At 64.4% G+C, this 25,544-nt stretch carries 37 protein-coding genes; 35 read left to right on the top strand and 2 right to left on the bottom strand.

Translation table 11 applies throughout. From position 1 onward, the window contains the following. Nucleotides 1-100 precede the first annotated feature (100 nt). From GGR25_RS04915 to rplQ, 34 genes are all read left to right on the top strand, one after another. Entirely contained in the window at nt 101-1,270 is a 1,170-nt protein-coding gene (locus GGR25_RS04915) for a linear amide C-N hydrolase (RefSeq protein ID WP_183397570.1), read from the top strand. 149 nt (nt 1,271-1,419) lie between these two features. Next, nucleotides 1,420-2,706 (top strand): alpha/beta hydrolase, encoded by a 1,287-nt coding sequence (locus tag GGR25_RS04910; RefSeq protein WP_183397569.1) that lies wholly within the window; start codon nt 1,420-1,422, stop codon nt 2,704-2,706. 160 nt (nt 2,707-2,866) lie between these two features. Continuing rightward, the gene (locus tag GGR25_RS04905) at nt 2,867-3,304 is read left to right on the top strand and encodes a cupin domain-containing protein (RefSeq protein ID WP_183397568.1); all 438 of its coding nucleotides are present in this window, start codon (nt 2,867-2,869) and stop codon (nt 3,302-3,304) included. A gap of 441 nt (nt 3,305-3,745) precedes the next feature. Continuing rightward, entirely contained in the window at nt 3,746-4,117 is a 372-nt protein-coding gene (rpsL, locus tag GGR25_RS04900; protein ID WP_073058749.1) for a 30S ribosomal protein S12, read from the top strand. A 12-nt stretch (nt 4,118-4,129) separates the two neighbouring features. Further along, nucleotides 4,130-4,600, top strand: coding sequence for a 30S ribosomal protein S7 (rpsG, locus tag GGR25_RS04895; protein WP_183397567.1), 471 nt, complete (start codon nt 4,130-4,132; stop codon nt 4,598-4,600). 23 nt (nt 4,601-4,623) lie between these two features. After that, on the top strand, nt 4,624-6,699 hold the full coding sequence (gene fusA, locus GGR25_RS04890; protein WP_183397566.1) for an elongation factor G: 2,076 nt from the start codon (nt 4,624-4,626) through the stop codon (nt 6,697-6,699). A 53-nt stretch (nt 6,700-6,752) separates the two neighbouring features. Next, entirely contained in the window at nt 6,753-7,943 is a 1,191-nt protein-coding gene (gene tuf / locus GGR25_RS04885) for an elongation factor Tu (RefSeq protein WP_183397565.1), read from the top strand. A 62-nt stretch (nt 7,944-8,005) separates the two neighbouring features. Then, nucleotides 8,006-8,314: a 30S ribosomal protein S10 gene (gene rpsJ / locus GGR25_RS04880; RefSeq protein WP_018184903.1), complete on the top strand. Its 309-nt coding sequence runs from the start codon at nt 8,006-8,008 to the stop codon at nt 8,312-8,314. A gap of 16 nt (nt 8,315-8,330) precedes the next feature. Next, nucleotides 8,331-9,047 (top strand): 50S ribosomal protein L3, encoded by a 717-nt coding sequence (rplC, locus tag GGR25_RS04875; protein ID WP_183397564.1) that lies wholly within the window; start codon nt 8,331-8,333, stop codon nt 9,045-9,047. After that, entirely contained in the window at nt 9,047-9,667 is a 621-nt protein-coding gene (gene rplD / locus GGR25_RS04870) for a 50S ribosomal protein L4 (protein WP_183397563.1), read from the top strand. The genes rplC and rplD overlap by 1 nt, the downstream gene beginning before the upstream one ends. Then, a complete protein-coding gene (locus tag GGR25_RS04865; protein ID WP_183397562.1) occupies nt 9,664-9,957 on the top strand; it encodes a 50S ribosomal protein L23 in 294 nt (97 codons plus the stop codon). The genes rplD and GGR25_RS04865 overlap by 4 nt, the downstream gene beginning before the upstream one ends. Before the next feature lie 22 nt (nt 9,958-9,979). Next, complete coding sequence (gene rplB / locus GGR25_RS04860; RefSeq protein WP_183397561.1) at nt 9,980-10,816, top strand: 50S ribosomal protein L2; 837 nt, start codon at nt 9,980-9,982, stop codon at nt 10,814-10,816. A gap of 12 nt (nt 10,817-10,828) precedes the next feature. Next, on the top strand, nt 10,829-11,107 hold the full coding sequence (gene rpsS, locus GGR25_RS04855) for a 30S ribosomal protein S19 (RefSeq protein ID WP_183397560.1): 279 nt from the start codon (nt 10,829-10,831) through the stop codon (nt 11,105-11,107). Nucleotide 11,108: 1 nt separating this feature from the next. Further along, nucleotides 11,109-11,489: a 50S ribosomal protein L22 gene (gene rplV, locus GGR25_RS04850; protein ID WP_183397559.1), complete on the top strand. Its 381-nt coding sequence runs from the start codon at nt 11,109-11,111 to the stop codon at nt 11,487-11,489. After that, on the top strand, nt 11,489-12,205 hold the full coding sequence (gene rpsC / locus GGR25_RS04845) for a 30S ribosomal protein S3 (RefSeq protein WP_183397558.1): 717 nt from the start codon (nt 11,489-11,491) through the stop codon (nt 12,203-12,205). The genes rplV and rpsC overlap by 1 nt, the downstream gene beginning before the upstream one ends. Before the next feature lie 34 nt (nt 12,206-12,239). Next, complete coding sequence (rplP, locus tag GGR25_RS04840; protein WP_183397557.1) at nt 12,240-12,653, top strand: 50S ribosomal protein L16; 414 nt, start codon at nt 12,240-12,242, stop codon at nt 12,651-12,653. Nucleotides 12,654-12,679: 26 nt separating this feature from the next. After that, a complete protein-coding gene (gene rpmC, locus GGR25_RS04835; RefSeq protein ID WP_183397556.1) occupies nt 12,680-12,880 on the top strand; it encodes a 50S ribosomal protein L29 in 201 nt (66 codons plus the stop codon). Between the two features lie 10 nt (nt 12,881-12,890). Continuing rightward, the gene (gene rpsQ / locus GGR25_RS04830) at nt 12,891-13,139 is read left to right on the top strand and encodes a 30S ribosomal protein S17 (protein WP_183397555.1); all 249 of its coding nucleotides are present in this window, start codon (nt 12,891-12,893) and stop codon (nt 13,137-13,139) included. 63 nt (nt 13,140-13,202) lie between these two features. After that, nucleotides 13,203-13,571, top strand: a complete 369-nt coding sequence (rplN, locus tag GGR25_RS04825) for a 50S ribosomal protein L14 (protein WP_183397554.1) — start codon at nt 13,203-13,205, stop codon at nt 13,569-13,571. 1 nt (nt 13,572) lies between these two features. After that, the gene (gene rplX / locus GGR25_RS04820; RefSeq protein ID WP_183397553.1) at nt 13,573-13,890 is read left to right on the top strand and encodes a 50S ribosomal protein L24; all 318 of its coding nucleotides are present in this window, start codon (nt 13,573-13,575) and stop codon (nt 13,888-13,890) included. Then, nucleotides 13,883-14,440: a 50S ribosomal protein L5 gene (rplE, locus tag GGR25_RS04815; RefSeq protein ID WP_183397552.1), complete on the top strand. Its 558-nt coding sequence runs from the start codon at nt 13,883-13,885 to the stop codon at nt 14,438-14,440. The genes rplX and rplE overlap by 8 nt, the downstream gene beginning before the upstream one ends. 23 nt (nt 14,441-14,463) lie before the next feature. Continuing rightward, a complete protein-coding gene (gene rpsN / locus GGR25_RS04810; protein WP_183397551.1) occupies nt 14,464-14,769 on the top strand; it encodes a 30S ribosomal protein S14 in 306 nt (101 codons plus the stop codon). A 13-nt stretch (nt 14,770-14,782) separates the two neighbouring features. Further along, nucleotides 14,783-15,181: a 30S ribosomal protein S8 gene (gene rpsH, locus GGR25_RS04805; RefSeq protein WP_183397550.1), complete on the top strand. Its 399-nt coding sequence runs from the start codon at nt 14,783-14,785 to the stop codon at nt 15,179-15,181. Between the two features lie 40 nt (nt 15,182-15,221). Continuing rightward, on the top strand, nt 15,222-15,755 hold the full coding sequence (gene rplF / locus GGR25_RS04800; protein WP_183397549.1) for a 50S ribosomal protein L6: 534 nt from the start codon (nt 15,222-15,224) through the stop codon (nt 15,753-15,755). 11 nt (nt 15,756-15,766) lie between these two features. After that, complete coding sequence (rplR, locus tag GGR25_RS04795; protein ID WP_183397548.1) at nt 15,767-16,123, top strand: 50S ribosomal protein L18; 357 nt, start codon at nt 15,767-15,769, stop codon at nt 16,121-16,123. Between the two features lie 48 nt (nt 16,124-16,171). Continuing rightward, nucleotides 16,172-16,720 (top strand): 30S ribosomal protein S5, encoded by a 549-nt coding sequence (gene rpsE, locus GGR25_RS04790; protein WP_183397547.1) that lies wholly within the window; start codon nt 16,172-16,174, stop codon nt 16,718-16,720. A gap of 27 nt (nt 16,721-16,747) precedes the next feature. Next, entirely contained in the window at nt 16,748-16,960 is a 213-nt protein-coding gene (rpmD, locus tag GGR25_RS04785) for a 50S ribosomal protein L30 (RefSeq protein ID WP_183397546.1), read from the top strand. 19 nt (nt 16,961-16,979) lie between these two features. Then, nucleotides 16,980-17,465 carry a 50S ribosomal protein L15 gene (gene rplO, locus GGR25_RS04780; protein ID WP_183397545.1) on the top strand — a complete coding sequence of 162 codons (486 nt, stop codon included), beginning with the start codon at nt 16,980-16,982 and terminating at the stop codon, nt 17,463-17,465. Between the two features lie 114 nt (nt 17,466-17,579). Next, nucleotides 17,580-18,911 carry a preprotein translocase subunit SecY gene (secY, locus tag GGR25_RS04775; RefSeq protein WP_183397544.1) on the top strand — a complete coding sequence of 444 codons (1,332 nt, stop codon included), beginning with the start codon at nt 17,580-17,582 and terminating at the stop codon, nt 18,909-18,911. Continuing rightward, nucleotides 18,908-19,513, top strand: coding sequence for an adenylate kinase (locus tag GGR25_RS04770; RefSeq protein WP_183397543.1), 606 nt, complete (start codon nt 18,908-18,910; stop codon nt 19,511-19,513). Before secY ends, GGR25_RS04770 begins: the two co-directional genes overlap by 4 nt. A gap of 168 nt (nt 19,514-19,681) precedes the next feature. Further along, nucleotides 19,682-20,050 (top strand): 30S ribosomal protein S13, encoded by a 369-nt coding sequence (gene rpsM / locus GGR25_RS04765; protein ID WP_183397542.1) that lies wholly within the window; start codon nt 19,682-19,684, stop codon nt 20,048-20,050. A 79-nt stretch (nt 20,051-20,129) separates the two neighbouring features. After that, nucleotides 20,130-20,519: a 30S ribosomal protein S11 gene (gene rpsK, locus GGR25_RS04760; RefSeq protein ID WP_183397541.1), complete on the top strand. Its 390-nt coding sequence runs from the start codon at nt 20,130-20,132 to the stop codon at nt 20,517-20,519. Between the two features lie 82 nt (nt 20,520-20,601). Further along, a complete protein-coding gene (locus GGR25_RS04755; protein ID WP_343067976.1) occupies nt 20,602-21,660 on the top strand; it encodes a DNA-directed RNA polymerase subunit alpha in 1,059 nt (352 codons plus the stop codon). Nucleotides 21,661-21,709: 49 nt separating this feature from the next. After that, a complete protein-coding gene (rplQ, locus tag GGR25_RS04750) occupies nt 21,710-22,138 on the top strand; it encodes a 50S ribosomal protein L17 (protein WP_183397539.1) in 429 nt (142 codons plus the stop codon). Nucleotides 22,139-22,235: 97 nt separating this feature from the next. Here the strand turns inward: rplQ and GGR25_RS04745 are convergent, their stop codons facing one another. Together GGR25_RS04745 and GGR25_RS04740 are read right to left on the bottom strand one after the other, a co-directional pair. Continuing rightward, nucleotides 22,236-22,928 (bottom strand): hypothetical protein, encoded by a 693-nt coding sequence (locus tag GGR25_RS04745; RefSeq protein WP_183397538.1) that lies wholly within the window; start codon nt 22,926-22,928, stop codon nt 22,236-22,238. A gap of 13 nt (nt 22,929-22,941) precedes the next feature. Next, nucleotides 22,942-23,925, bottom strand: a complete 984-nt coding sequence (locus tag GGR25_RS04740; RefSeq protein WP_183397537.1) for a hypothetical protein — start codon at nt 23,923-23,925, stop codon at nt 22,942-22,944. Nucleotides 23,926-24,108: 183 nt separating this feature from the next. On the opposite strand from GGR25_RS04740, the gene GGR25_RS04735 reads away from it, so the two are divergent. After that, complete coding sequence (locus tag GGR25_RS04735) at nt 24,109-25,542, top strand: DegQ family serine endoprotease (RefSeq protein WP_183397536.1); 1,434 nt, start codon at nt 24,109-24,111, stop codon at nt 25,540-25,542. Nucleotides 25,543-25,544 lie beyond the last annotated feature (2 nt).

Below are 25,544 nucleotides of genomic sequence, written 5' to 3'. Positions count from 1 at the left end.
TGTGCCTCGGACGATTTCGCGGGCTGGGGTCCCTTTGTGCCATTGCCCTGTCACGGGTCGTGACCCACAGTGCGGCGTACCCTCCCACACAGAGTTGATCATGCAATTTTCGCGTCGAGCCAGACTGTTCGGATCTGCGGTCTCCACCATCCTTGCGCTGTCGATGGCAGCGGCCGCGCCGGCATCTGCGTGCACGTCGTTGCTCTATTTCGACGCGAACGGAGCGCCCTATGCCGGCCGCACGCTCGAGCTCGCCGGCGAGCTGCCTTATTTCGTGACCTATTTCCCCGCGGGTCAGCGCACGACGTCGCAGGGCTCAGCCGATGCGGCGGCGCTGGACTACGCCAGCACCTATCGCGTGCTGGCCGTGACCGTGCCCGATGGTTCGATGGACGATCTCAAGATCGTCGAGGGACTGAATGAGAAGGGGCTGACCTTCAGCCTGCTCGCTTTCGCCGATGCCAATGGTCCCGGTGCGGCCTTCCAGAAGACGAAAGCCGCGCTGTCGGCGATCGATTTGGGCTCGTGGACCCTCGGCCAGTTCGCGACGGTCGCTGAAGTGAAGGCGGCGCTCGCCAGCCAGCCGGTGCTGCTCGCGCCGTTGGCTCTGCTAGGCAATGCCAAGTCGCCTTTCCACTACGTCTTGCACGATCGGACCGGCGCTTCGATCGTCATCGAGTTCGCCGATGGCAAGCAGACCGTCTACGACAACCCGGTTGGCGTGATGACGAACGGTCCGAGCCTGGCGTGGCATCTGACCAATCTCAACAACTACACCTTCCTAAACAATCTGGACCGTTCGACCAACAAGTTCGGCAATCTCGCGGTCGCCCAGCCGGATTCCGGCATCGCAACCGAAGGCCTGCCGGCGTCGAATACGTCCGTCGGCCGGTTCGTGCGCGCGGTCTATTACGCCCAGTTCGCGGAGAAGGTGTCCAACCCGGACGACGCGATCCGCACCGTCGCCCATGTCATGAACAATTTCGATCGCCCGAAGGACATCACCAAGGACGCGGGCGGCGCCGGCAATGAGGGCATCGCCGCGGCGTTGACCAAGGACGCCCCCGCCTTCACCAGCGAATACACGTCCTGGACCGCGCTCACGGACCTCACTCAGGATACGCTGTTCCTGCGCACCTATAAGGGCATGAACTACACGAAGTTCGATCTCGGTGCCCTGTCGAAGCTCGACAAGGTCGTCTCGATTCCGCTCGCCACGATCGACGGCCTCGCCAGCGATGGCACCGCGGCGCTCGCCGCGGGCAAGTGATCTAAGGGCGCAGCCCGAGCAGGCTGCGCGTTCTGCCACGAAGAATGAAGAGGCCGCCTCCGGGCGGCCTTTTTCTTGTCGTCTCGCGGCGAGGCCGGGGGATGGGCCGCGTCGGGCTGGCGTGGTATGGGAGCGTCTCTCTCTGGAGAATGGTGATCTTGTCCTTTGGCGTTCGGCAGTTGCGGGCGGTTTGCGTCGGCGTGGTAGCGGTTCTCGTGCTTGCGGGATGCGGCGGCCGTCCGGAAGGCGTGCTGGCGCCGGTCGCGCTGACCGCCCAGGGAACGAGCCTCGTCGACATCGGGGTCGCGACGACGCGCCTGCGTTCGGACAAGCCGGGCGTCATCTTCTCCGGCGAGCGCGGCTCGCAGCTCGACTTCGCGAACATCGTCGTCTCGATCCCGCCCGAGCAGGTTCGTAAGGTCGGCGAGGTGCAGTGGCCGAAGAAGCTGCCGGGCAATCCCGCGACCGATTTCGTGACCGTGAAGGCGGAAGACATGACGCTGGCCCAGGCGAAGACCTGGTTCAACAAGCGCATCGTCAAGACGCCCGGGCGCCAGGCGCTCGTCTTCATCCATGGCTTCAACAACCAGTTCGACGACGCCGTCTATCGCTTCGCCCAGATCGTGCACGACTCCCATTCCGATGTCGTGCCGGTGCTCTTCACCTGGCCTTCGCGTGGCAGCCTGCTCGCCTATGGCTATGACCGCGAGAGCACCAATTATTCGCGCGACGCGCTCGAGAAGCTGCTCTCCTCGCTGGCGGCAGACCCCAATGTCGGCGAGATCTCGATCCTCGCGCATTCCATGGGCAATTGGGTGACCATCGAGGCGCTTCGGCAGATGGCGATCCGCAACGGCCGCATCGCGCCGAAGATCAAGAACGTCATGCTGGCCTCGCCGGATGTCGACGTCGATGTCTTCCGCAGCCAGATGGCTGATATCGGACCCAAGCGGCCGAACTTCACGCTGTTCGTCTCGCAGGACGATCGCGCGCTGGCGGCGTCGCGGCGGATCTGGGGCAATGTCGAGCGGCTCGGCCAGATCAACCCGACGCTGGAGCCCTATAAGAGCCAGCTCGCGGCGGAGAACGTCACGGTCATCGACCTGACGGACCTGAAGACCGCCGACAGGCTTAACCACGGCAAGTTCGCCGAGAGCCCGCAAGTGGTGCAGGCGATCGGGCTCCGGCTCGCGCAGGGCCAGACGATCACCGATTCCCGCATCGGCCTTGGTGACAGGATCATCGCGGCCTCGGCCGGCGCCGCCGCGACCGTCGGCACGGCCGCGGGCCTCGTCGTCGCCGCACCGGTCGCGATCGTCGATCCGAACACGCGCAAGAACTTCGACCAGAATGTCGAGGCATTCGGCAATCAGGTGTCGGACAGCGCGGCGGCCACGGGCGATGCGATCAAATCGACGACCGACGTCGGTCAATAGGAGCGTGGCCGCATAGATCGCCCGGGCGCCCGCTGCGGCGCCCTCTGCTGTGATCATGCAAGGGCCGCCCAGTGCGGCCCTTTCTCATCGGGTCAGGCTCCTGTAGGCAAGACCGGCTGCAGAGGAACGGCCAACGCAATCAAAAGGGGAGGGAAGTCGGATGCTGCCTTGGAAGACAGTCCTGGGGGTGATGCTGGTTCTCGGCGTGTCGGGAGCGCATGCGGAAGAGAGCTACAAGCCGAGCGTCAAGGTGAAGCGCCTGCTCGATACGCAGACGACGTCGAGCGGTGAACCGATCCGCTACCCCGACGTCGACGCGCCCGAGGTGCTCACATTGATGGTCGAGATTCCGCCTGGCGCCGAGACCGGCTGGCACGAGCACCCCTATCCCGCCTATGCCTATATCCTCCAGGGCACCATCGAGGTGCAGACGGCCGGCGGCGAGAAGCGAATCTTCAAGGCCGGCGATTCGTTCGCGGAAATGGTCAATCGCCCGCATGACGGGCGAGTCGTGGGCGATGAGACGGTGCGAATCTTGATGATCGTCACCGGCGAGAAGGGGAAACCCTTCAGCGTGAAGGTTCCCCCGCCGCAATAGTTCGGCACGATTCGCTGCGGCGACCGGGTATCCGGGGTCGTGGCGAACGATAATTGCGCAGAACCCCTCATCTCCGCATCAATCGAACCGCGAAAGCTTGGCCGTCGCAGGAATCTTCCCGGAAAGCGGCTCTGCCAAAGAACCGTAAACAGGGGTTGACGCGGAGGGGGGGAATAAGTAGGTTCCGCGAGCTTTCGGGCAGGTGGTAAGTCTAAAGCGTTCGCTGGCGCCGCGCCGCGGAGTTCGGACTTAAACACTGTCTGGATCGACAACGACGTTAAGAATGCGACACGCATGATCGCGGCGTAAGCCGTGATCCTCTGCTTCTCGTGGCGCCTCCACCTCCGGGTGGAATGGCGCCCTTCGTTTATGGCCGCAAGGTCACCGGCGAGGGTTGGGAAGCGATGCGATCAGGACCGTAGGCTAGCTGAAAGGCGACGCATGCCGACTATTAATCAGTTGATCCGGAAGCCTCGCCAGGCGCCGGCCAAGCGGAACAAGGTTCCCGCGCTCGAGCAGAACCCGCAGAAGCGCGGCGTCTGCACGCGCGTTTATACGACGACCCCGAAGAAGCCGAACTCGGCGCTTCGTAAGGTCGCCAAGGTGCGTTTGACCAATCAGTTCGAGGTTATCGGCTACATCCCTGGTGAGGGCCATAACCTGCAGGAACACTCGGTCGTCATGATCCGCGGCGGTCGCGTCAAGGACTTGCCGGGCGTGCGCTACCACATTCTGCGCGGCGTGCTCGACACCCAGGGCGTCAAGAACCGTAAGCAGCGTCGTTCGAAGTACGGCGCGAAGCGTCCGAAGTAAGGGGTTTCGTTTATGTCCCGTCGCCATAAAGCCGAGAAGCGCGAGATCATCCCGGACCCGAAGTTCGGCGATATCGTCGTCACCAAGTTCATGAATGCCGTCATGTATGACGGCAAGAAGTCGGTTGCCGAGAGCATCGTTTACGGCGCCCTCGACGTCATCCAGGCCCGCACCAAGCAGGAGCCGGTTGCCGTGTTCCGCCAGGCGCTGGACAATGTCGCGCCGCATATCGAAGTTCGTTCGCGCCGCGTCGGTGGTGCGACCTATCAGGTCCCGGTCGAGGTTCGTACGGACCGCCGCCAGGCCCTCGCGATCCGCTGGCTGCTGACGGCTGCCCGTGCCCGCAACGAGAAGACGATGATCGAGCGCCTCTCGGGCGAGCTCCTCGACGCTTCGAACAATCGCGGCAACGCGGTCAAGAAGCGCGAAGACACGCACCGCATGGCGGAGGCCAACCGCGCCTTCTCGCATTATCGCTGGTAACGATCGGACAAGGTGAGACCATCATGGCCCGCACGCACAAGATCGAAGACTACCGCAATTTCGGCATCATGGCCCACATCGATGCCGGCAAGACCACGACGACCGAGCGCATCCTCTACTACTCCGGCAAGAGCCATAAGATCGGCGAAGTCCATGACGGCGCCGCCACCATGGACTACATGGAGCAGGAGCAGGAGCGTGGCATCACGATCACGTCTGCGGCCACGACCACCTTCTGGAACGGCAAGCGCCTGAACATCATCGACACGCCCGGCCACGTCGACTTCACGATCGAAGTCGAGCGTTCGCTGCGCGTTCTCGACGGTGCCGTGTGCGTGCTCGACTCCAACCAGGGTGTCGAGCCCCAGACCGAGACCGTCTGGCGCCAGGGCGACAAGTACCACGTGCCGCGCATTGTCTTCTGCAACAAGATGGACAAGACCGGCGCGAACTTCGACATGTGCATCGCGGACATCAAGACCCGCCTCGGCGCGCGTCCCGTCCCGATCCAGCTGCCGATCGGCGCCGAGCAGGACTTCAAGGGCATCATCGACCTCGTCGAGATGCGTGCGGTTGTCTGGCACGACGAGAGCCTCGGCGCGAAGTATGACGTCGTCGAGATCCCGGCCGATCTGCTGGAGCGGGCTCAGGAGGCTCGCGCCGAACTGATCGAGGCTGCCGTCGAGCTCGACGACACCGCGATGGAAGCCTATCTCGAGGGCACCGAGCCCGACGTCGCGACGCTGAAGTCGCTCATCCGCAAGGCCGTGCTGCATTCGACCTGGTTCCCGGTCCTCACGGGCTCGGCGTTCAAGAACAAGGGCGTGCAGACGCTGCTCGACGCGGTCGTCGACTACCTGCCGTCGCCGGTCGACGTTCCGCCGACCAAGGGCATCGACCCGAAGACCGAGCAGGAAGTCGAGCGTCATTCGACCGACTCCGAGCCGCTCTCGATGCTCGCGTTCAAGATCATCGAGGACCCGTTCGGCATCCTGACCTTCGCACGCATCTATTCGGGTGTGCTGCAGAAGGGTACGACGCTGCTCAACTCGACCAAGGAAAAGCGCGAGCGCATCGGCCGCATGGTCCAGATGCACGCCAATTCGCGTGAGGACATCGAAGAGGCCTATGCCGGCGACATCGTCGCTCTGGTCGGCCTCAAGGAAGCCCGCACCGGCGACACGCTCTGCGATCCGGCGTCGCCCGTCATCCTCGAGAAGATGGAGTTCCCGGACCCCGTCATCGAGATGTCGGTCGAGGCGGCGACGAAGGCCGATCAGGAGAAGCTGTCGCTTGCCCTGCAGAAGCTCGCGTCCGAGGATCCGTCCTTCCGCGTGTCGACCGACAGCGAGTCCGGCCAGACCATCATCAAGGGCATGGGCGAGCTTCACCTCGACATCAAGATCGATATCCTTCGCCGTGCGCCGTACAACATCAACGTGAATGTCGGTGCTCCGCAGGTTGCGTATCGCGAGACGATCCGCAAGGCGACCGAGATCGACTACACGCACAAGAAGCAGACCGGTGGTACCGGCCAGTTCGCTCGCGTCAAGTTCATGATCGAGCCGAACGAGATCGGCGCTGGCTACCAGTTCGAGAACAAGATCGTCGGCGGCGTGGTTCCGAAGGAATACGTCCCGGGCGTCGAAAAGGGCCTGAACTCGGTCATGACCTCCGGCCCGATCGCCGGCTTCCCGGTCGTGGACGTCAAGGTCTCGCTGATCGACGGCGCCTATCACGAGGTGGACTCCTCGGCGATCGCGTTCGAAATCGCCTCGCGTGCCGCTCTTCGCGAAGGTCTCCTGAAGGCCAATCCGGCCCTTCTCGAGCCCATCATGAAGGTCGAAGTGGTCTCGCCGGAAGATTTCGTCGGCTCGGTTATCGGCGATCTGAATTCCCGCCGTGGCCAGATCCAGGGCCAGGACATGCGCGGCAACGCGAATGTCATCACCGCCTTCGTGCCGCTCGCGAACATGTTCTCCTACGTGAACAACCTGCGCTCCATGAGCCAGGGGCGCGCGAGCTACACGATGCAGTTTGACCACTATGAGCAGGTTCCGCAGGCCGTCGCTCAGGAAGTTCAGGCGAAGTACGCCTGAGCCCTTTCTAGATAGCGCGACACGAAACCAGCTGAACGAGACGGAGAAGTCCGATGGCAAAAGAGAAATTCGAGCGTACGAAGCCGCACTGCAACATTGGCACGATCGGTCACGTCGATCATGGCAAGACGTCGCTGACTGCGGCGATCACGAAGGTTCTTGCGAAGACGGGCGGCGCGACGTTCAAGGCGTATGACCAGATCGACGCGGCTCCCGAGGAGCGCGCGCGCGGCATCACGATCTCGACGGCGCATGTCGAGTACGAGACGCAGAACCGCCACTACGCCCATGTCGACTGCCCCGGCCACGCCGATTATGTGAAGAACATGATCACCGGCGCGGCGCAGATGGACGGCGCGATCCTGGTCGTGTCGGCCGCCGACGGCCCGATGCCGCAGACCCGCGAGCACATCCTGCTCGCCCGTCAGGTCGGCGTTCCGGCGCTTGTCGTGTTCCTGAACAAGGTCGACCTGGTCGACGATCCGGAGCTGCTGGAGCTCGTCGAGCTCGAGGTTCGCGAGCTGCTGTCGTCCTATGACTATCCGGGCGACGACATTCCGATCGTCAAGGGCTCTGCGGTCGTGGCGCTGAACGATGGCGACGCGAAGCTGGGCGAGGATGCGATCCTCGAGCTGATGACGGCCGTCGACACCTATATCCCGCAGCCGGAGCGTCCGATCGACCTTCCGTTCCTGATGCCGATCGAGGACGTGTTCTCGATCTCGGGTCGTGGCACGGTGGTGACGGGTCGCGTCGAGCGCGGCATCGTCAAGGTCGGCGAGGAAGTCGAGATCGTCGGCATCCGCGACACGAAGAAGACGACGGTGACCGGCGTCGAGATGTTCCGCAAGCTGCTCGATCAGGGCCAGGCCGGCGACAACATCGGCGCGCTGATCCGCGGCGTTGATCGCGAAGGCGTGGAGCGCGGCCAGGTGCTGTGCAAGCCCGGCTCGGTGACGCCGCACACGGTGTTCAAGGCCGAGGCGTACATCCTGACGAAGGAAGAGGGCGGCCGTCATACGCCGTTCTTCACCAACTACCGTCCGCAGTTCTACTTCCGCACGACGGACGTGACGGGCGTGGTGACGCTTCCCGAAGGCGTCGAGATGGTGATGCCGGGCGACAACATCGCCATGGAAGTGACGCTGATCGTTCCGATCGCGATGGAAGAGAAGCTCCGCTTCGCGATCCGCGAAGGCGGCCGCACCGTCGGCGCCGGCGTCGTCGCTTCCATCATCAAGTAAGGCTAGATCCGGACGGGGCGCGCTTGTTGCGGCGCGCCCACGTTTCTTGAGGACACAAATCGATGAACGGTCAGAATATCCGGATCCGGCTCAAAGCGTTCGATCATCGAATTCTCGATGCCTCGACGCGCGAGATCGTGAACACGGCCAAGCGTACCGGTGCCCGCGTCGTCGGCCCCGTGCCGCTGCCGACTCAGATCGAGAAGTTCACCGTGAACCGGTCGCCGCATATCGACAAGAAGAGCCGCGAGCAGTTCGAGATGCGCACTCATAAGCGCCTTCTCGACATCGTCGATCCCACCCCGCAGACCGTGGACGCGCTGATGAAGCTCGACCTCGCTGCCGGTGTGGACGTCGAAATCAAGCTCTGAGGCGAGCGAGGACAAGATGCGCTCTGGATTGATCGTACAGAAGCTGGGCATGACCCGCATCTATACGGATGCGGGCGAGCAGGTGCCGGTCACCGTGCTCAAGCTCGACAATTGTCAGGTTGTCGCCCACCGTACGGAAGACAAGAACGGCTACACCGCGGTGCAGCTGGGCTCCGGCCTCGCCAAGGTCAAGAACACGCCGAAGGCCGAACGCGGCCACTTTGCGAAGGCTGAAGTCGAGCCCAAGCGCAAGGTCGTCGAGTTCCGTGTATCGCCGGACAACCTGATCGAGATCGGCGCCGAACTGACGGCCGAGCACTTCGTCGTCGGCCAGTTCGTCGACGTGTCGGGTGTGTCGATCGGCAAGGGCTTTGCCGGCGTCATGAAGCGTCACAATTTTGGTGGCGGCCGCGCGACTCATGGTAACTCGGTCTCGCACCGCGTTCATGGTTCGACGGGTCAGCGCCAGGATCCCGGCAAGGTCTTCAAGAACAAGAAGATGGCCGGCCACATGGGTGATGTCCGCGTCACCACGCAGAATCTCAAGGTCATCCGTACGGATGTCGAGCGCGGCCTGATCATGGTCGAGGGCTCGGTTCCCGGTTCGAAGGGTGGCTGGATCGAGGTTCGCGACGCGGTCAAGCGCGCTCTGCCGAAGGATGTCCCGGTTCCCGGCGCCATCAAGCTGCGCGCGGCTGCCGAGGCAGCGGTCGAAGCGAAGGAGACCGAATAATGGATATCAAGGTCACGACGCTCGACGGCGCCGAGGCCGGCGAGATTTCGCTCTCGGACGAGATCTTCGGTCTCGACCCGCGCAGCGACATCTTGCAGCGCATGGTTCGCTGGCAGCTCGCCAAGCGCCAGGCTGGCACGCACAAGTCGAAGGGCCGTTCCGAAGTCAGCGGAACGACCAAGAAGATGTACAAGCAGAAGGGCACCGGCGGTGCTCGTCACGGCGCCAAGACCGCTCCGCAGTTCCGCGGCGGTGGCAAGGCGTTCGGCCCGGTCGTCCGCAGCCATGCGCATGACCTGACGAAGAAGTTCCGCGCCCTGGCGCTGAAGCACGCTTTGTCGGCCAAGGTGAAGGGCGAGAATCTCGTCGTTGTCTCCGACGTCGTGCTCGACCAGCCGAAGACCAAGGTGGTCAAGGAGCGCTTCGCCAAGCTCGGGCTTGCGAATGCTCTGATCATCGACGGTGCCGAGGTGAATGCGAATTTCGGCCTCGCGGCCCGCAACGTGCCGAACATCGACGTGCTGCCGATCCAGGGCATCAACGTCTACGACATTCTGCGCCGTGAGAAGCTGGTTCTGACCAAGGCCGCGGTGGAAGCGCTGCAGGAGCGGTTCAAATGAGCAAGCCGACCCACTACGACATCATCCGCAGCCCGGTGCTCAGCGAAAAGTCGACCATTGCGACGGAGCAGAGCAAGGTTGTCTTCAACGTTCTGAAGACCGCCACCAAGCCCGAGATCAAGGCTGCCGTCGAGGCGCTGTTCAAGGTCAAGGTGACCGGCGTCAACACGCTGGTGCGCAAGGGCAAGGTCAAGCGCTTCCGCGGCATCGTCGGTAAGCAGAGCGACGTCAAGAAGGCGATCGTGACGCTGGCCGAGGGTGACTCGATCGACGTGTCGACCGGTCTCTGAGCAAGAAGAATAGGCTGAAGCCATGGCACTCAAGCATTATAAGCCGACCACGCCAGGCCAGCGCCAGCTGGTTCTCGTCGATCGCTCGGAGCTCTACGCCGGCAAGCCGGTCAAGGGTCTGACGGTTGGCCTGCGGCAGAGCGGCGGTCGCAACAATCTGGGTCGCGTGACGGCCTATGGTCGTGGCGGCGGTCACAAGCGCGCCTACCGCATCATCGATTTCAAGCGCCGCAAGCTGGACATTCCGGCTGTCGTCGAGCGCATCGAATATGATCCGAACCGCACCGCGTTCATCGCGCTGATCAAGTATGCGGACGGCGAGCTCTCCTACATCCTGGCGCCGCAGCGCCTGGCGGTCGGCGACACGGTCATCTCGGCGGCCCAGGCCGACGTGAAGCCCGGCAACACCATGCCGCTCGGCGCCATGCCGGTCGGCACGATCGTCCACAATGTCGAGCTGAAGCCCGGCAAGGGTGGCCAGATCGCGCGTTCGGCCGGCGCTTATGCGCAGTATGTCGGCCGCGATCAGGGTTATGCGATCCTTCGCCTCAACTCGGGCGAGCAGCGTCTGGTCAGCCAGTCCTGCCTCGCGACGGTCGGTGCGGTGTCGAACCCGGATCACTCGAATATTTCGATCGGCAAGGCGGGACGCAACCGCTGGCTCGGCAAGCGTCCGAGCGTGCGCGGCGTCGCGATGAACCCGGTTGACCATCCGCACGGTGGCGGCGAGGGCCGCACGTCGGGCGGCCGTCATCCGGTCACCCCGTGGGGCAAGCCCACCAAGGGCAAGAAGACCCGCAACAACAAGTCGACCGACAAGTTCATCGCGCGCAGCCGTCATCTGCGCAAGAGCAAGTAAGAGAGGCTTTCCATGTCTCGTTCCATCTGGAAAGGCCCGTTCGTCGACGGTTTCCTCCTTCGCAAGGCCGAGAAGAGCCGCTCTTCGGGCCGCAGCGAGGTGATCAAGATTTGGAGCCGTCGTTCCACGATCCTTCCGCAGTTCGTCGGCCTGACCTTCGGCGTTTACAACGGCCAGAAGCACATTCCGGTCCTCGTCAACGAGGACATGGTCGGGCACAAGTTCGGCGAGTTCTCGCCGACTCGCACCTACTATGGCCATACGGCCGACAAGAAGGCGAAGAGGAAGTAAGATGGGCAAGCCGAAGCGCGAACGCGCGCTGAAGGACACCGAGGCGCGCGCGATGACGCGCATGATCCGTGTCTCTCCGCGCAAGCTCAATCTCGTCGCCCAGCTGATCCGGGGCAAGAAGGCCAGCACCGCTCTCGCGGACCTGACCTTCTCGGAGAAGCGCATTGCACGCGACGTGAAGAAGACGCTCGAGAGTGCGATCGCCAACGCCGAGAACAATCACGATCTCGACGTGGACGCTCTTGTCGTTGCCGAAGCCTTCGTGGGCAAGGCAATGGTCATGAAGCGGTTTTCGCCGCGGGCCCGCGGTCGCGTCGGCCGGATCGAGAAGCCGTTTTCGCACCTGACGATCGTCGTGCGTGAAGCTGAGGAGGCCGCCTGATGGGCCAGAAAGTCAATCCGATCGGCCTTCGGCTCGGCATCAACCGGACCTGGGACAGCCGCTGGTTCGCCAACAAGGGCGAATACGGCAAGCTGCTCCACGAGGACCAGCGCATCCGTGCCGCGCTCCTCAAGGAGCTGAAGCAGGCTGCGGTCTCCAAGATCGTAATCGAGCGCCCGCACAAGAAGTGCCGCGTGACGATCCACTCGGCTCGCCCGGGTATCGTCATCGGCAAGAAGGGCGCCGATATCGACAAGCTGCGCAAGATCGTCGGCAAGCTGACGGACAGCGAAGTGCACATCAATATCGTGGAGGTCCGCAAGCCGGAGATCGACGCGAACCTGGTGGCCGCTTCGATCGCCCAGCAGCTCGAGCGCCGCGTCGCGTTCCGTCGCGCCATGAAGCGCTCGGTCCAGTCGGCGATGCGTCTTGGCGCCGAGGGTATCCGCATCAACGCGTCGGGCCGCCTCGGCGGCGCCGAGATCGCGCGTCTGGAGTGGTACCGCGAGGGCCGCGTTCCGCTGCACACGCTTCGTGCGGACATTGATTACGGCACGGCAACGGCGCATACCGCGTACGGCGCCTGCGGCATCAAGGTCTGGATCTTCAAGGGCGAGATCCTGGAGCACGATCCGATGGCGTCCGAGCGTCGCCAGACCGAAGGCAATGAACAGGGCTCCGGCTCGGGTGGCCGTCGTCGCGATAACGCGGCGTAAGGTCGGAACCGGCTGAAGTCGAGAGAGAACGAAAATGCTGCAACCGAAGCGCACCAAGTTCCGCAAGCAGTTCAAGGGCCGCATCCATGGCGTCGCCAAGGGTGGTACGGACCTGAACTTCGGCGGTTTCGGCCTGAAGGCGCTGGAGCCGGAGCGCGTCACGGCGCGCCAGATCGAGGCGGCTCGCCGCGCGATCACCCGTGCCATGAAGCGTGCCGGCCGTGTCTGGATCCGCGTGTTCCCGGATGTTCCGGTCACGTCGAAGCCGACCGAAGTCCGCATGGGCAAGGGCAAGGGCGCTCCGGAATACTGGGCGTCGCGCGTCAAGCCCGGCCGCATCATGTTCGAGATCGACGGAGTCGACGAGGAGACCGCCCGCGAGGCGCTCCGTCTCGGTGCCGCCAAGCTCCCGATCAAGACGCGCTTCGTGCAGCGCATCGCCGAGTGATCGGCGGACCGACGAGGACGACAGCCATGAAGGCCAAGGATATTCGGCTCCAGACCGCCGATCAGCTCGAGACGGAACTCGCGAACCTGAAGAAGGAGCAGTTCAACCTGCGCTTTCAGCGGGCGACCGGCCAGCTCGAGAACACGGCGCGTGTCCGGCAGGTTCGCCGCGACATCGCCAGAATCAAGACCATCGCCGCGCAGAAGAGCGCGGCGGACAAGCGCTGAGGAGACGAGGATGCCGAAACGCGTTCTGCAGGGCAGCGTCGTCAGCGACAAGAACGACAAGACTGTTGTCGTTCTCGTCGAGCGGCGCTTTACGCACCCGGTCATGAAGAAGACGGTGCGTCGTTCGAAGAAGTATCACGCCCATGACGAGGGCAACACCTACAAGGTCGGCGACCAGGTCTTCATCGAGGAGACGAAGCCGATCTCGAAGAACAAGCGCTGGGTCGTTGTCGGCACCGAGCTGACGGACGGCAAATAAGAAGAGGTTCGTCGTGGCTGCGCCGATTGGCGCGGTAGCGACCAGGAAAGTAGGCGGCCAGTCATGATTCAGATGCAAACTAACCTCGACGTGGCGGATAATTCCGGCGCTCGTCGTGTGATGTGCATCAAGGTTCTCGGCGGTTCGAAGCGGAAATACGCATCGGTCGGCGACGTCATCGTCGTGTCGATCAAGGAGGCCATTCCGCGCGGCCGCGTCAAGAAGGGCGACGTGATGAAGGCGGTCGTCGTGCGCACGGCGAAGGATATCCGCCGTCCGGACGGCAGCGTCATCCGGTTCGACAAGAACGCCGCCGTCTTGATCAACAATCAGAAGGAGCCGATCGGGACCCGTATCTTCGGACCGGTTCCGCGCGAATTGCGCGCGAAGAACCACATGAAGATCATCTCGCTCGCGCCGGAGGTGCTGTGATATGGCCGCTAAGATTAAGAAGGGCGACAACGTCGTCGTCTTGGCCGGCAAGGATAAGGGCAAGACGGGCGAAGTTCTGCGGGTGATCCCCGACGAGCAGCGCGCGGTGGTGCGCGGCATCAATGTTGGCCGCAAGCATCAGAAGCAGACGGCGAGCGAGCAGGGCGGCATCATCTCGAAAGAGCTGCCGATCCATGTCTCGAACATCGCCGTTGCCGACCCCAAGGACGGCAAGCCGACCCGGGTTGGCTTCAAGGTGACCGAAGACGGGCGCAAGCAACGCGTCGCAAAGCGTTCGGGAGATGTGATCGATGGCTGAGGCAGCTTACGAGCCGCGGCTCAGGAAGTTCTACCAGGACGAGGTTCGCGAGAAGCTCGTCGCTGAATTTGGCTACAAGAACCCGATGGAGGTTCCGCGCCTCGACAAGATCGTCCTGAACATGGGCGTCGGCGAGGCGGTGAACGACTCCAAGAAGGTGACGTCGGCGCTCGGCGACCTGGCGATGATCGCCGGTCAGAAGCCCGCCCTGACGCGTGCTCGCAAGTCCATCGCGACCTTCAAGGTGCGCGAGAACATGCCGATCGGCGGCAAGGTCACGCTGCGCAAGACGCGCATGTACGAGTTCCTGGATCGCCTGGTCACCATCGCGCTGCCGCGCGTGCGTGACTTCCGCGGCCTGAACCCGAAGAGCTTCGACGGCCGTGGCAACTATGCCATGGGCATCAAGGAGCACATCATTTTCCCGGAGATCAACTACGACAAGGTTGATCAGGTCTGGGGCATGGACGTGATCGTCTGCACCACCGCGAAGACGGACGAGGAAGCCCGGGCGCTGCTGAAGGCGCTCAACTTCCCGTTCCGCCAGTAACGAGCCGAGAGGACGAGACTGATATGGCTAAGAAGAGCTCCATCGAGAAGAACGATCGGCGCCGCAAGCTCGCCAAGCAGTATTCGGGCCGTCGCTCGAAGCTGAAGGCGATCGCGAACGACGAGTCGCTGCCGCTGGAGGAGCGCTTTCAGGCGCGCCTCAAGCTGGCTGAGTTGCCCCGCAACTCCTCGCCGACGCGCATTCGCAACCGCTGCGAGGTCACCGGGCGTCCGCGCGGTGTCTATCGCAAGCTGAAGATGTCGCGTATCGCACTGCGCGAACTCGGGTCGCTGGGATTGATCCCGGGCCTGGTCAAGTCGAGCTGGTAAGGAGAACGGTCCGATGACAATGACCGATCCTCTGGGTGATATGCTCACCCGCATCCGTAACGCACAGCTTCGTCGGCAGTCGAAGGTTTCGACCCCGGCTTCGAAGCTGCGCCACAACGTGCTCGGCGTGTTGCAGTCCGAGGGCTACATCCGTGGCTTTGCCATGGTCGATCACGGTGACGGCAAGGCCGAAATCGAGATCGAACTGAAGTATTTCGACGGCGAGCCGGTCATCCGGACGATCGAGCGGGTGTCGAAGCCCGGTCGGCGTGTCTACGCTTCGGTTAAGAACATTCCGCGGGTCAAGAATGGCCTCGGCGTCTCCATCCTCTCGACGCCGAAGGGCGTCATGTCGGATGCCGACGCCCGCGAGCAGAATGTCGGCGGCGAAGTTCTGTGCCAGGTATTCTGATCTGGTTTAACGCGAAACACGAACCGGACGGATTGATCTGATGTCTCGTATCGGAAAGAAGCCGGTGGCGGTGCCGAAAGGCGTTACGGCCACCATCAATGGCCAGACGGTGTCCGTTAAGGGACCGAAGGGCGAGCTTACGTTCAATTTCACCGAGCATGTCACGGTGGAGCTGGGCGAGGGCGGCGTGAACGTCGCGCCGCGTGACGACAGCAAGCCCTCGCGGGCTGCCTGGGGCATGTCGCGCACGATGATCGCCAACCTGATGAAGGGCGTGACGGACGGCTTCTCCAAGAAGCTCGAGATCAACGGCGTCGGCTACCGCGCTGCCGTGCAGGGAACCAACCTGCAGCTGGCACTGGGCTACAGCCACGACGTGGTCTATCCGATCCCGGCCGGCATCACGATCCAGTGCGCCAAGCCGACCGAGATCCTGATCTCGGGCATCGATCGTCAGCGTGTCGGTCAGGTCGCCGCCGAGATCCGCGAATTCCGCGGTCCGGAGCCCTACAAGGGCAAGGGCGTCAAGTACGCGAACGAAGTGATCTTCCGCAAGGAAGGCAAGAAGAAGTAACGGAGACCGTCATGGCCAATACGATCAAGGATCGGCGCGCCGCGCGCGTCCGCCGTGCGATCCGGAAGGTCGCGTCGGGACGTCCGCGCCTCAGCGTGCATCGTTCGTCCGAGCATATCTATGCTCAGGTGATCGACGACGCGGCCGGGCACACGATCGCCTCGGCGTCCACGCTCGAGAAGGATCTGCGCTCCTCGCTGAAGACCGGCGCCGACAAGGCGGCCGCCGAGGTGGTGGGCAAGCTGATTGCCGAGCGCGCCAAGGCGGCGGGCGTCACGCAGGTGGTGTTCGATCGCGGGCCGTATCTGTATCACGGCCGCGTGAAGGCGCTGGCCGACGGAGCTCGCGAAGGCGGTCTCGATTTCTGATGCGCCTCGGGCGCATCTAGCGAAACAACAAGACGATTGGATCTTTCGATGGCAAGAGAGCAGCGGGAAGAGCGCGACAGCGAATTCGTCGACAAGCTCGTTCACATCAATCGCGTCGCGAAGGTGGTGAAGGGCGGACGGCGGTTCGGCTTCGCGGCCCTCGTCGTCGTCGGCGACCAGAAGGGCCGGGTCGGCTTCGGCCACGGCAAGGCGCGTGAGGTTCCGGAAGCGATCCGCAAGGCGACCGAGGCCGCCAAGCGTTCGCTGGTCCGCGTGCCGCTGCGCGACGGTCGCACGCTGCATCACGACGTGTTCGGTCGCCACGGCGCCGGTCGCGTTTTCCTGCGCGCCGCACCGCCCGGCACCGGCATCATCGCCGGCGGCCCGATGCGCGCCGTGTTCGAGACGCTCGGCGTCCAGGACGTCGTCGCGAAGTCGATGGGCTCGTCCAACCCGTACAACATGGTGCGTGCCACGTTTGCGGCGCTCGCCGCCGAGGACAGCCCGCGCTCCGTCGCGGCCCGTCGCGGCATCAAGGTTTCGGTTCTGCAGTCCCGCCGCGGCGACGCGGTCGAGGTTGCGGCTGCCGAGGCCTGATAGGCCCGAATTCGAGGATTATGGACGATGGCCAAGAAGACCGACGGCACCAGCGCTGCTAAGACGATCGTCGTCGAGCAGACGGGAAGCCCGATTCGCCGGCCGGCCGAGCAGCGCGCTACGCTGATCGGCCTCGGCCTCAACAGGATCCGCCGCCGCGCGACGCTGCAGGACACCCCTGCGGTTCGGGGCATGATCGCCAAGGTGTCGCACCTCGTCCGCGTCGTGGACGAGGCGTGATCCGCGAGAGGACAGTTCGATGAAGCTGAACGAGATCACTGACAATCCGGGCGCTCACAAGGATCGCATCCGGGTTGGTCGCGGCATCGGCTCCGGCAAGGGCAAGACCGGTGGGCGTGGCGTCAAGGGCCAGAAGTCGCGCACCGGCGTTGCGATCAAGGGCTTCGAGGGCGGCCAGATGCCGCTGCATCGTCGCCTGCCGAAGCGCGGTTTCACCAATATCTTCGCCAAGGACTACAACGAGATCAGCCTCGGCCGCATCCAGAAGGCGATCGACGCCGGCAAGCTGGATACGGCGAAGCCGATCACCGTCGAAGTCCTGGTCGAGGCCGGCGTTCTGCGCCGCGTCAAGGACGGCCTGCGCCTTCTCGGCCCGGGCGAGCTCAAGGGCGCCGTGACCTTCGAGGTTGCCGGTGCGTCGAAGCCCGCACTCGAGGCGGTCGAAAAGGCTGGCGGTTCGGTCAAGCTGCTCGCCGCGGCTGTTGCTGAGACCGAAGCGGCGTAAAGCCGCTTGCGATCCGGTCGAAGGCGCGGCTTGATGTCGTGCCTTCGAGGGACCACGTAAGCCCCTCATGTTGGGGGTACTGGGCCCGCGCCTCGGGCCCGATCGGAGCGGTGAATGGCATCTGCGGCTGAACAACTCGCGGCCAATCTGAACTTTGGCGCGTTCGCCAAGGCCGATGCACTGAAGAAGCGCATCTGGTTCACGCTCGGCGCGCTGCTGGTCTATCGCCTCGGCACCTATATTCCGCTGCCGGGCATCAATCCGGAGGCGCTGTCGAGCGCCTTCCAGAACCAGCAGTCCGGCATTCTCGGCCTCTTCAACATGTTCTCGGGTGGCGCGGTCGGCCGTATGGCGATCTTCGCGCTCGGAATCATGCCCTATATCTCGGCGTCGATCATCATCCAGCTGATGACGTCGATCGTCCCCTCGCTCGATGCCCTGAAGAAGGAAGGCGAGGCGGGACGCAAGATCATCAACCAGTACACGCGCTACGGCACGGTGCTGCTCGCCGTCGTGCAGGCCTACGGCATTTCCGTCGGCCTCGAGGGCGGTTCGAATATCGTCATCGATCCCGGCCTGTTCTTCCGCATCACGACCGTGCTGACGCTGACCGGCGGCACGATGTTCCTGATGTGGCTCGGTGAGCAGATCACGTCGCGCGGCATCGGTAACGGCATCTCGCTGATCATCTTCGCCGGCATCGTCGCGAACCTGCCGCATGCACTGGCGAGCGTTCTCGAGCTCGGCCGTCAGGGCGCGATCGCGACCTGGGTCATCCTGCTGGTGGCCGTCGTCGCCGTCGCGGCGATCGCCTTCATCGTCTACATGGAGCGCGCGCAGCGCCGCCTCATCATCCAGTATCCGAAGCGCCAGGTCGGCAACCGGATGTTCCAGGGTGAGTCGTCGCATCTGCCGCTGAAGCTGAACACCGCCGGCGTCATCCCGCCGATCTTCGCCTCGTCCCTGCTGCTGCTGCCGGCGACCGTCGCGAATTTCACGGCAGGGCAGGGCCCCGGCTGGTTCAACTCGATCGTCGCGCTGCTCGGCCACGGCACGGTGCTGTATATGCTGCTCTATGCGGCGATGATCGCGTTCTTCGCGTTCTTCTATACGGCGATCGTGTTCAATCCGGTCGACACCGCGGACAATCTGAAGAAGCACGGCGGCTTCGTTCCGGGCATTCGTCCGGGCCAGCGCACGGCCGAGTATATCGACTATGTGCTCACCCGAATCACAGTGCTCGGCGCGGCCTACCTGATCATCGTCTGCCTGCTGCCCGAATTCCTGATCTCGGCCACCCATGTTCCCTTCTATTTCGGCGGCACGTCGCTGCTCATCGTGGTGAATGTCACGATGGACACCGTGTCACAGGTGCAGGGACACCTGCTTGCGCATCAATATGAAGGGCTCGTGAAGAAGGCTAAGCTCAAGGGGAAGAGACGATGAGGCTGATCCTGCTCGGACCGCCGGGTGCCGGCAAGGGCACCCAGTCGGCACGGATTGTCGAGCGCTTCGGCATTCCGCAATTGTCGACGGGCGACATGCTCCGGGCGGCGGTCAAGGCGGGAACGCCGGTCGGCCTCAAGGCCAAGGCGATCATGGATGCCGGCAATCTCGTCCCGGACGAGGTGGTGATCGGCATCGTCGCGGACCGGATCGACGAGGCGGATGCCCGCAAGGGCTTCATTCTCGACGGCTTCCCCCGCACGATCGCCCAGGCCGATGCACTCGAGGCGATGCTGGCGAAGAAGGGCCTGGTGCTCGACATTGTCGTGGAGCTCAAGGTCGATCGTTCCAAGCTGATCGATCGCATCGTCAAGCGCGCCGAGGAGACGAAGGCGCGCGGCGAGCCGGTTCGCAAGGATGACGATCCGGAGGTCTTCAAGACCCGTCTTGCGGCCTATGATCGTGATACCGCGCAGATCGCGCCTTACTACAAGGCGCGGGGCCGGTTGATCGAGCTGGATGGCATGCGGCCCATCGACGAAGTCTGGCGGGATGTCGAAAAGACGCTCGCCCATCTTGACGAGAAGGCCGTTACCCGATAAGGGACGCCTCTCATTTCGGAACGGCGGCGTCGTTCCCCGGGAATCGGGGCGCGGCGTCGCGTGTTTGCTGATTAGAATTTAGAAGCTCCGCAAGGGCCGGCCTCCACCGGACGCGGGGAAAACGAGGTGCCGATCCCGGTTGACGGGCGGCGTAAATGGAGACGGCAAGTGGCCCGTATCGCAGGCGTAAACATTCCGACGAACAAGCGCGTCATCATCGCGCTCCAGTATATCCACGGCATTGGCCCGAAGCACGCTGCCGACATCGTCACCAAGACCGGCATCGATCCGGCGCGGCGCGTGAACGAGCTTTCGGACGCCGAAGTTCTGCAGATCCGCGAGGCGATCGACCGCGACTACGTCGTGGAAGGTGATCTGCGCCGCGAAGTCGCAATGAACATCAAGCGCCTGATGGACCTCGGCTCCTATCGCGGCCTGCGCCATCGCCGCGGCCTGCCGGTTCGCGGCCAGCGCACGCATACCAATGCGCGCACCCGCAAGGGCCCGGCCAAGCCGATCGCCGGCAAGAAGAAGTAATTCACGGAACAGGGGCGCTAGGCTCCCGGTGTAGCCGCCGGAACTACGGCGGTGTCGAGATCGAACCAAAGGATAGAGAATGGCTAAGGACACGACGCGCGTGCGTCGCCGCGAACGCAAGAACATTTCTTCGGGCGTCGCGCATGTGAACTCGACCTTCAACAACACGATGATCACCATCACGGACGCGCAGGGGAACACGATCTCCTGGTCGTCGGCCGGCATGATGGGCTTCAAGGGGTCGCGCAAGTCCACGCCTTATGCCGCGCAGATGGCGGCGGAAGATGCGAGCCGCAAGGCTGCCGAGCATGGCATGAAGACGCTCGAGGTCGAAGTCTCCGGTCCGGGTTCGGGCCGTGAGTCGGCGCTCCGCGCGCTGCAGGCCGCGGGCTTCACCATCACCTCGATCCGGGACGTCACGCCGATCGCGCACAATGGCTGCCGGCCGCGCAAGCGCCGCCGCGTCTGAGGCCTCGTGAGGGCGCGGATACGCCGCGCCCTTTCCGTTCCGCATCGACATTCGGCGTTCCGGCCCGGCCGGACGCCACGCGATCCGAACCGTCGGAGCGCGTCGAGATCAAAAGGATACGGTCGTGATCCACAAGAACTGGCAAGAACTGATCAAGCCGAACAAGCTGGAAGTCTCGCTGGGCTCCGATCCCCGGCGCCTCGCGACCGTTGTCGCGGAGCCGCTGGAGCGTGGCTTCGGCCTGACGCTCGGCAATGCGCTGCGCCGCGTGCTGCTTTCCTCGCTTCAGGGCGCCGCGGTCACCGCGGTCCAGATCGACGGCGTGCTGCATGAATTCTCGTCGATTCCCGGCGTGCGTGAGGATGTCACCGACATCATCCTCAACATCAAGGAAATCGCGATCAAGATGCAGGGCGACGGCCCGAAGCGCATGGTCGTGCGGAAGCAGGGCCCGGGCGTCGTCGTCGCCGGCGACATCCAGACGGTCGGCGATGTCGAGGTGCTCAACCCCGAGCTCGTGCTGTGCACGCTCGACGAGGGCGCCGAGATCCGCATGGAGTTCACCGTCAACACCGGCAAGGGCTATGTCGCGGCTGACCGCAACCGCCCCGAGGATGCCCCGATCGGCCTGATCCCGGTCGACAGCATCTATTCGCCGGTCAAGAAGGTGTCGTACCGCGTCGAGAACACCCGCGAGGGCCAGGTTCTCGACTATGACAAGCTGACGCTTTCGGTCGAGACCGACGGCTCGCTCCGCCCGGATGACGCGGTCGCCTATGCGGCGCGCATCATCCAGGACCAGCTGTCGATCTTCGTCAATTTCGAAGAGCCGCAGAAGGAGACGACCGCGGAGGCCATTCCGGAGCTCGCCTTCAACCCGGCGCTGCTCAAGAAGGTCGACGAGCTCGAGCTTTCGGTGCGTTCCGCGAACTGCCTGAAGAACGACAACATCGTCTATATCGGCGACCTCATCCAGAAGACGGAGGCGGAAATGCTCCGCACGCCGAACTTCGGTCGCAAGTCGCTCAACGAGATCAAGGAAGTTCTCGCCCAGATGGGTCTCCATCTCGGCATGGAGGTCACGAACTGGCCGCCGGAGAACATCGAAGAGCTCGCCAAGCGCTACGAAGACCATTACTAAGACACGTCCCACGGCGTGAGCCGCCGGAAATTGAATCGAGGAGAGGGCCATGCGCCACGGTAATTCGGGCCGCAAGTTCAGCCGCACGGCGAGCCATCGCAAGGCGATGTTCGCCAATATGGCCGTCGCGCTCATCACGCACGAGCAGATCACCACGACGCTCCCCAAGGCGAAGGATCTTCGCCCGATCGTCGAGAAGCTGATCACGCTCGGCAAGCGCGGCGACCTGCACGCGCGCCGCCAGGCGATCGCGCAGCTGCGCGACGAGGACGCCGCGAAGAAGCTCTTCGAGACGCTCGGACCGCGCTACAAGGAGCGTCAGGGTGGCTACACCCGCGTTCTCAAGGCCGGCTTCCGCTATGGCGACAATGCGCCGGTCGCGGTGATCGAGTTCGTCGAGCGCGACGTCGAAGCCAAGGGCGCCGCGGATCGCGCGCGCAACGCGGCTGCCGAGTCGTCCGAGGCCGAGGCGGCGTAATCGCTGATTTCGTTTCGCGAGTTTGGAAGAGGGCGGTCCGCAAGGGCCGCCCTTTTTGTTTGTGCGAGAAGCGGTTCGTGAAGCGGACGCGGCCCGGTCAGCGAGCGGGCGGCGGGAAGGCCAGGATGTTGCCGGTATAGTTCTCGACGACGAGGCTGAACGGGCGGCCATCGGCGCGCTTCAGCACGGCGCGGTTCTGGAGGACGAAGTCCGGGACGGGGAGGGCTGCATTGGCCGCCGCAGCGCCGTCGGCAGCCTGCATTTCCCAGCCCTCAGGCAGGGGGCTCCAGAGAAGCTTCGAGGCGATCGTGGTGCGCGTGAAGTCGAGCGGCTTGACGACGCGCCCGAACGACGTGTCGGTCGTCTCCAGCTCGCGGTTCATCGCCTCGGTGAGGAGAGCCGGGACATACCAGTTGTCGGCTTCCGAGAGCACGGTGTCGCCGCAGGTGAGGCGGACGCGGCGATAGGCGATGGGTTCATCCGGTCCGACTCCGAGAGCCTCGCGCACGGCCGCATCGGCCGCCTTGTCTGTGCCCTTCACACGGTCGGCGACGATCTTCGATCCGGGCGGCGCGAGGCGGTGGTCGGCGCACCAGCGATCGAGAACCAGCGTCGCGCTCGGATTGGCGAGCAGTTCGGCCCGCAGCGACTGGACCAGCGCCAGCGCCTGCAGCCGCCCGACATAGTTGTCCGGCCAGATGGGGTTGGCCACATCGCGGCCGAAGGCGTCGCCGGAGGAGCCGGCCGTCAGCATGCCGGCCAGGCCGGCAATCAGGATCGCGCGGCGCATCGCAGAGTTCCCGTCAGAGCTTTTCGACGTCGTTGAAGCGGAACAGGAAGCTCGGCTCCGTCATCGACTGGTCGAGCGAGAGGCGGCTCGAACGGAAGCAGTCCGGCTCGTCATTGAAGAAAGTGCCGGAGAAGCGGATCGCATCGCCCTGGGCGAGCTTCGCGAAGGCGGTGGCGAGCGGCGTGCCGGCGACGATCAGCGTCTTGTCTTCGATGTCGGACATGGCGTTGTTCCACGTCTTGACCAGCGTGCCGTCCGGCAGGCTGACGGTCACGATCGTGCGCCCGCCCGCGTCCTTGTCGATCTCCTTGATCCGCCCGACCCAGTTCTGCACGGCCGGTCCCTTGACGGCGCCGCAGATCGCGGCGGCGCGGCCGGATTGCAGCGCGGCGCGGTCGTCGAAATTCGCGCCCTCATATTCCTGGCGCGCGGCGGTCACGACCTTGGTGAAGGCGGCCTCGTCGCGCGGCTGCTGCGGGACGAGGGCGGCGAGCGCCTCGGCGTCGTTCGGCTGCGCGGGAGCCGCCGGTGCGGCTGGCGCGGCGCTGATCTCGGCATTGCCGGCATCGGGAAGCTGCGCGGATTGGTTCGCCATGGGCTCCGGCTCGACGCCGACCACCTTGGTGGTGGTGACCGTGACCGGTTCCGGCAGCTTCGCCGGCGCCATCTGCGATTCGTCCTTGGGCGCGTCGGAGGAGGCGGCCGGCGCCGCGGGCTCGGCCTTGGCCGGCTCGTCGGGGGCGGGGAGCGAATCGGTGGTCTTCACCACGGCGACGGGCGTCGGGGCAGGTTCGTCACCGCCGCCGAGCACGATGCGCGGCAGGCGCAGCGCCACGAGGTCGGGCCGCGCCACGACGCCGACCGTGCCGGAAACCAGCAGCGCCAGGCCGAAAGCGAGCGTCACGATGCTGCCGGCGCGGGCGCCGTTCAGGATCAGCGGGATCACGCCGGCCAGAACGCCGAAGACCCCGACTATGAACAAACCGATCCAGAGCATGGAAATCCTTCTTGCCCCCGCTTTATTATTCCCAAGCGGTGCAGCGCGCCAAGCCCCGACGGCGCAAACGGCCGCGCAAAAGACCCTGCCAGCGATGCCGCTGGGGATTGCCGGAGGGCCACGGCCTCGCCGCAATTCATGTAGCATCGTCAGGGTGACAATGTCTTCAGGAGGTTCCGCGTCATGCGACTGCGTTTCGGGCTGTTGCCGTTCGGGCTCTGCCTCGCGCTCCTTGGCGGTCTGGCCGCATTCGGCCTGACGGAGCGTTCGACGGCGGTCGAGCGCACCGTTCCGCAGAGTGCGCAGGAGATCAGCCTTTCCTTTGCGCCGCTGGTGAAGCGCGTCTCGCCGGCTGTCGTGAATGTCTATGCCTCGCGCGTGGTGCAGCAGCGCGTCTCGCCCTTCATGGACGACCCGTTCTTCCGCCGCTTCTTCGGCGGCGACATGGGCGGTGCGCCGCGCAAGCGCGTGCAGCAATCGCTCGGCTCCGGCGTCATCATCGAGTCGTCCGGCCTCGTGGTGACGAATTATCACGTCATCGAGAATGCCGACGAGGTGAAGGTCGCGCTCTCCGACCGGCGCGAGCTGCCGGCCGACATCATCCTGAAGGACGAGCGCATGGATCTCGCCGTCCTCCGCCTCAAGGGCGCGAAGGGGCCGTTTCCGGTGATCGAATTCGCCGATTCGGATGCGCTGGAAGTCGGTGATCTGGTGCTCGCGATCGGCGATCCCTTCGGCGTCGGCCAGACCGTGACCAGCGGCATCGTCTCCGCGCTCGCCCGCAGCCAGGTCGGCGCGTCCGACTATCAGTTCTTCATCCAGACCGACGCGGCCATCAATCCCGGCAATTCCGGCGGCGCGCTGATCGACATGAAGGGCCGCCTCGTCGGCATCAACACAGCGATCTATTCCCGCTCCGGCGGCTCGATCGGCATCGGCTTTGCGATCCCGTCCAATCTCGTGCGCGTCGTCGCGCAGTCCGCGCTGTCCGGGAAGAAGCTGAGCCTGCCCTGGATCGGCGCGGACTTCCAGGACGTCACCGCCGACATTGCCGACGGCCTCGGCATCGACCGGCCCACTGGCGCGCTGGTCAGTGCGGTCCGTGCGGACAGCCCGGCCGCCAAGGCGGGGCTCGCCGCGGGCGATCTCGTCGTCAAGGCGGACGGCATCGACATCGATGATCCCAATGCCCTCAACTATCGCCTGGCGACGCGTGGCGTCGGCAGTTCGTCCACGCTCACTGTGCTGCGCGGCGGCAAGGAGATGCAGTTGACGCTCGCTTTGGAGGCGCCGCCCGAGGTGCCGCTGCGCGACGAGCGCGCGATCGACGCCGAGTCGCCCTTCACCGGCGCCACGGTGGTCAATCTCTCGCCGGCTGTCGCGGTCGAGAACGGCTACAAGGGCAATCGTGAGCGCGGCGTGCTGATCGAGAAGATCGCCGACGGCTCGATCGCGGCCCGCGTCGGCTTCCAGCCTGGCGACGTGATCGTCGACGTGAACGGCGTCCCGATCGACACGACGCGGATCCTGGCCAGTGTCGCCGGCCAGCCGGCCGACGCCTGGCGGCTGACCATCGAGCGCGGCGGGCGGCTGATCCGCTCGACGATCGGCGGCTGACC

The sequence above is a fragment of the Kaistia hirudinis genome, assembly GCF_014196455.1.
Lineage (GTDB): Bacteria > Pseudomonadota > Alphaproteobacteria > Rhizobiales > Kaistiaceae > Kaistia > Kaistia hirudinis.
This window is presented reverse-complemented; position numbering and strand designations above follow the sequence as displayed.

What these genes read in the sequence shown, in the direction of transcription:
- GGR25_RS04915 (WP_183397570.1), top strand. Translation starts at nt 101, where the DNA reads ATGCAATTTTCGCGTCGAGCCAGACTGTTCGGATCTGCGGTCTCCACC.
- GGR25_RS04910 (WP_183397569.1), top strand. Translation starts at nt 1,420, where the DNA reads ATGGTGATCTTGTCCTTTGGCGTTCGGCAGTTGCGGGCGGTTTGCGTC.
- GGR25_RS04905 (WP_183397568.1), top strand. Translation starts at nt 2,867, where the DNA reads ATGCTGCCTTGGAAGACAGTCCTGGGGGTGATGCTGGTTCTCGGCGTG.
- rpsL (WP_073058749.1), top strand. Translation starts at nt 3,746, where the DNA reads ATGCCGACTATTAATCAGTTGATCCGGAAGCCTCGCCAGGCGCCGGCC.
- rpsG (WP_183397567.1), top strand. Translation starts at nt 4,130, where the DNA reads ATGTCCCGTCGCCATAAAGCCGAGAAGCGCGAGATCATCCCGGACCCG.
- fusA (WP_183397566.1), top strand. Translation starts at nt 4,624, where the DNA reads ATGGCCCGCACGCACAAGATCGAAGACTACCGCAATTTCGGCATCATG.
- tuf (WP_183397565.1), top strand. Translation starts at nt 6,753, where the DNA reads ATGGCAAAAGAGAAATTCGAGCGTACGAAGCCGCACTGCAACATTGGC.
- rpsJ (WP_018184903.1), top strand. Translation starts at nt 8,006, where the DNA reads ATGAACGGTCAGAATATCCGGATCCGGCTCAAAGCGTTCGATCATCGA.
- rplC (WP_183397564.1), top strand. Translation starts at nt 8,331, where the DNA reads ATGCGCTCTGGATTGATCGTACAGAAGCTGGGCATGACCCGCATCTAT.
- rplD (WP_183397563.1), top strand. Translation starts at nt 9,047, where the DNA reads ATGGATATCAAGGTCACGACGCTCGACGGCGCCGAGGCCGGCGAGATT.
- GGR25_RS04865 (WP_183397562.1), top strand. Translation starts at nt 9,664, where the DNA reads ATGAGCAAGCCGACCCACTACGACATCATCCGCAGCCCGGTGCTCAGC.
- rplB (WP_183397561.1), top strand. Translation starts at nt 9,980, where the DNA reads ATGGCACTCAAGCATTATAAGCCGACCACGCCAGGCCAGCGCCAGCTG.
- rpsS (WP_183397560.1), top strand. Translation starts at nt 10,829, where the DNA reads ATGTCTCGTTCCATCTGGAAAGGCCCGTTCGTCGACGGTTTCCTCCTT.
- rplV (WP_183397559.1), top strand. Translation starts at nt 11,109, where the DNA reads ATGGGCAAGCCGAAGCGCGAACGCGCGCTGAAGGACACCGAGGCGCGC.
- rpsC (WP_183397558.1), top strand. Translation starts at nt 11,489, where the DNA reads ATGGGCCAGAAAGTCAATCCGATCGGCCTTCGGCTCGGCATCAACCGG.
- rplP (WP_183397557.1), top strand. Translation starts at nt 12,240, where the DNA reads ATGCTGCAACCGAAGCGCACCAAGTTCCGCAAGCAGTTCAAGGGCCGC.
- rpmC (WP_183397556.1), top strand. Translation starts at nt 12,680, where the DNA reads ATGAAGGCCAAGGATATTCGGCTCCAGACCGCCGATCAGCTCGAGACG.
- rpsQ (WP_183397555.1), top strand. Translation starts at nt 12,891, where the DNA reads ATGCCGAAACGCGTTCTGCAGGGCAGCGTCGTCAGCGACAAGAACGAC.
- rplN (WP_183397554.1), top strand. Translation starts at nt 13,203, where the DNA reads ATGATTCAGATGCAAACTAACCTCGACGTGGCGGATAATTCCGGCGCT.
- rplX (WP_183397553.1), top strand. Translation starts at nt 13,573, where the DNA reads ATGGCCGCTAAGATTAAGAAGGGCGACAACGTCGTCGTCTTGGCCGGC.
- rplE (WP_183397552.1), top strand. Translation starts at nt 13,883, where the DNA reads ATGGCTGAGGCAGCTTACGAGCCGCGGCTCAGGAAGTTCTACCAGGAC.
- rpsN (WP_183397551.1), top strand. Translation starts at nt 14,464, where the DNA reads ATGGCTAAGAAGAGCTCCATCGAGAAGAACGATCGGCGCCGCAAGCTC.
- rpsH (WP_183397550.1), top strand. Translation starts at nt 14,783, where the DNA reads ATGACAATGACCGATCCTCTGGGTGATATGCTCACCCGCATCCGTAAC.
- rplF (WP_183397549.1), top strand. Translation starts at nt 15,222, where the DNA reads ATGTCTCGTATCGGAAAGAAGCCGGTGGCGGTGCCGAAAGGCGTTACG.
- rplR (WP_183397548.1), top strand. Translation starts at nt 15,767, where the DNA reads ATGGCCAATACGATCAAGGATCGGCGCGCCGCGCGCGTCCGCCGTGCG.
- rpsE (WP_183397547.1), top strand. Translation starts at nt 16,172, where the DNA reads ATGGCAAGAGAGCAGCGGGAAGAGCGCGACAGCGAATTCGTCGACAAG.
- rpmD (WP_183397546.1), top strand. Translation starts at nt 16,748, where the DNA reads ATGGCCAAGAAGACCGACGGCACCAGCGCTGCTAAGACGATCGTCGTC.
- rplO (WP_183397545.1), top strand. Translation starts at nt 16,980, where the DNA reads ATGAAGCTGAACGAGATCACTGACAATCCGGGCGCTCACAAGGATCGC.
- secY (WP_183397544.1), top strand. Translation starts at nt 17,580, where the DNA reads ATGGCATCTGCGGCTGAACAACTCGCGGCCAATCTGAACTTTGGCGCG.
- GGR25_RS04770 (WP_183397543.1), top strand. Translation starts at nt 18,908, where the DNA reads ATGAGGCTGATCCTGCTCGGACCGCCGGGTGCCGGCAAGGGCACCCAG.
- rpsK (WP_183397541.1), top strand. Translation starts at nt 20,130, where the DNA reads ATGGCTAAGGACACGACGCGCGTGCGTCGCCGCGAACGCAAGAACATT.
- rplQ (WP_183397539.1), top strand. Translation starts at nt 21,710, where the DNA reads ATGCGCCACGGTAATTCGGGCCGCAAGTTCAGCCGCACGGCGAGCCAT.
- GGR25_RS04745 (WP_183397538.1), bottom strand. Translation starts at nt 22,928, where the DNA reads ATGCGCCGCGCGATCCTGATTGCCGGCCTGGCCGGCATGCTGACGGCC.
- GGR25_RS04740 (WP_183397537.1), bottom strand. Translation starts at nt 23,925, where the DNA reads ATGCTCTGGATCGGTTTGTTCATAGTCGGGGTCTTCGGCGTTCTGGCC.
- GGR25_RS04735 (WP_183397536.1), top strand. Translation starts at nt 24,109, where the DNA reads ATGCGACTGCGTTTCGGGCTGTTGCCGTTCGGGCTCTGCCTCGCGCTC.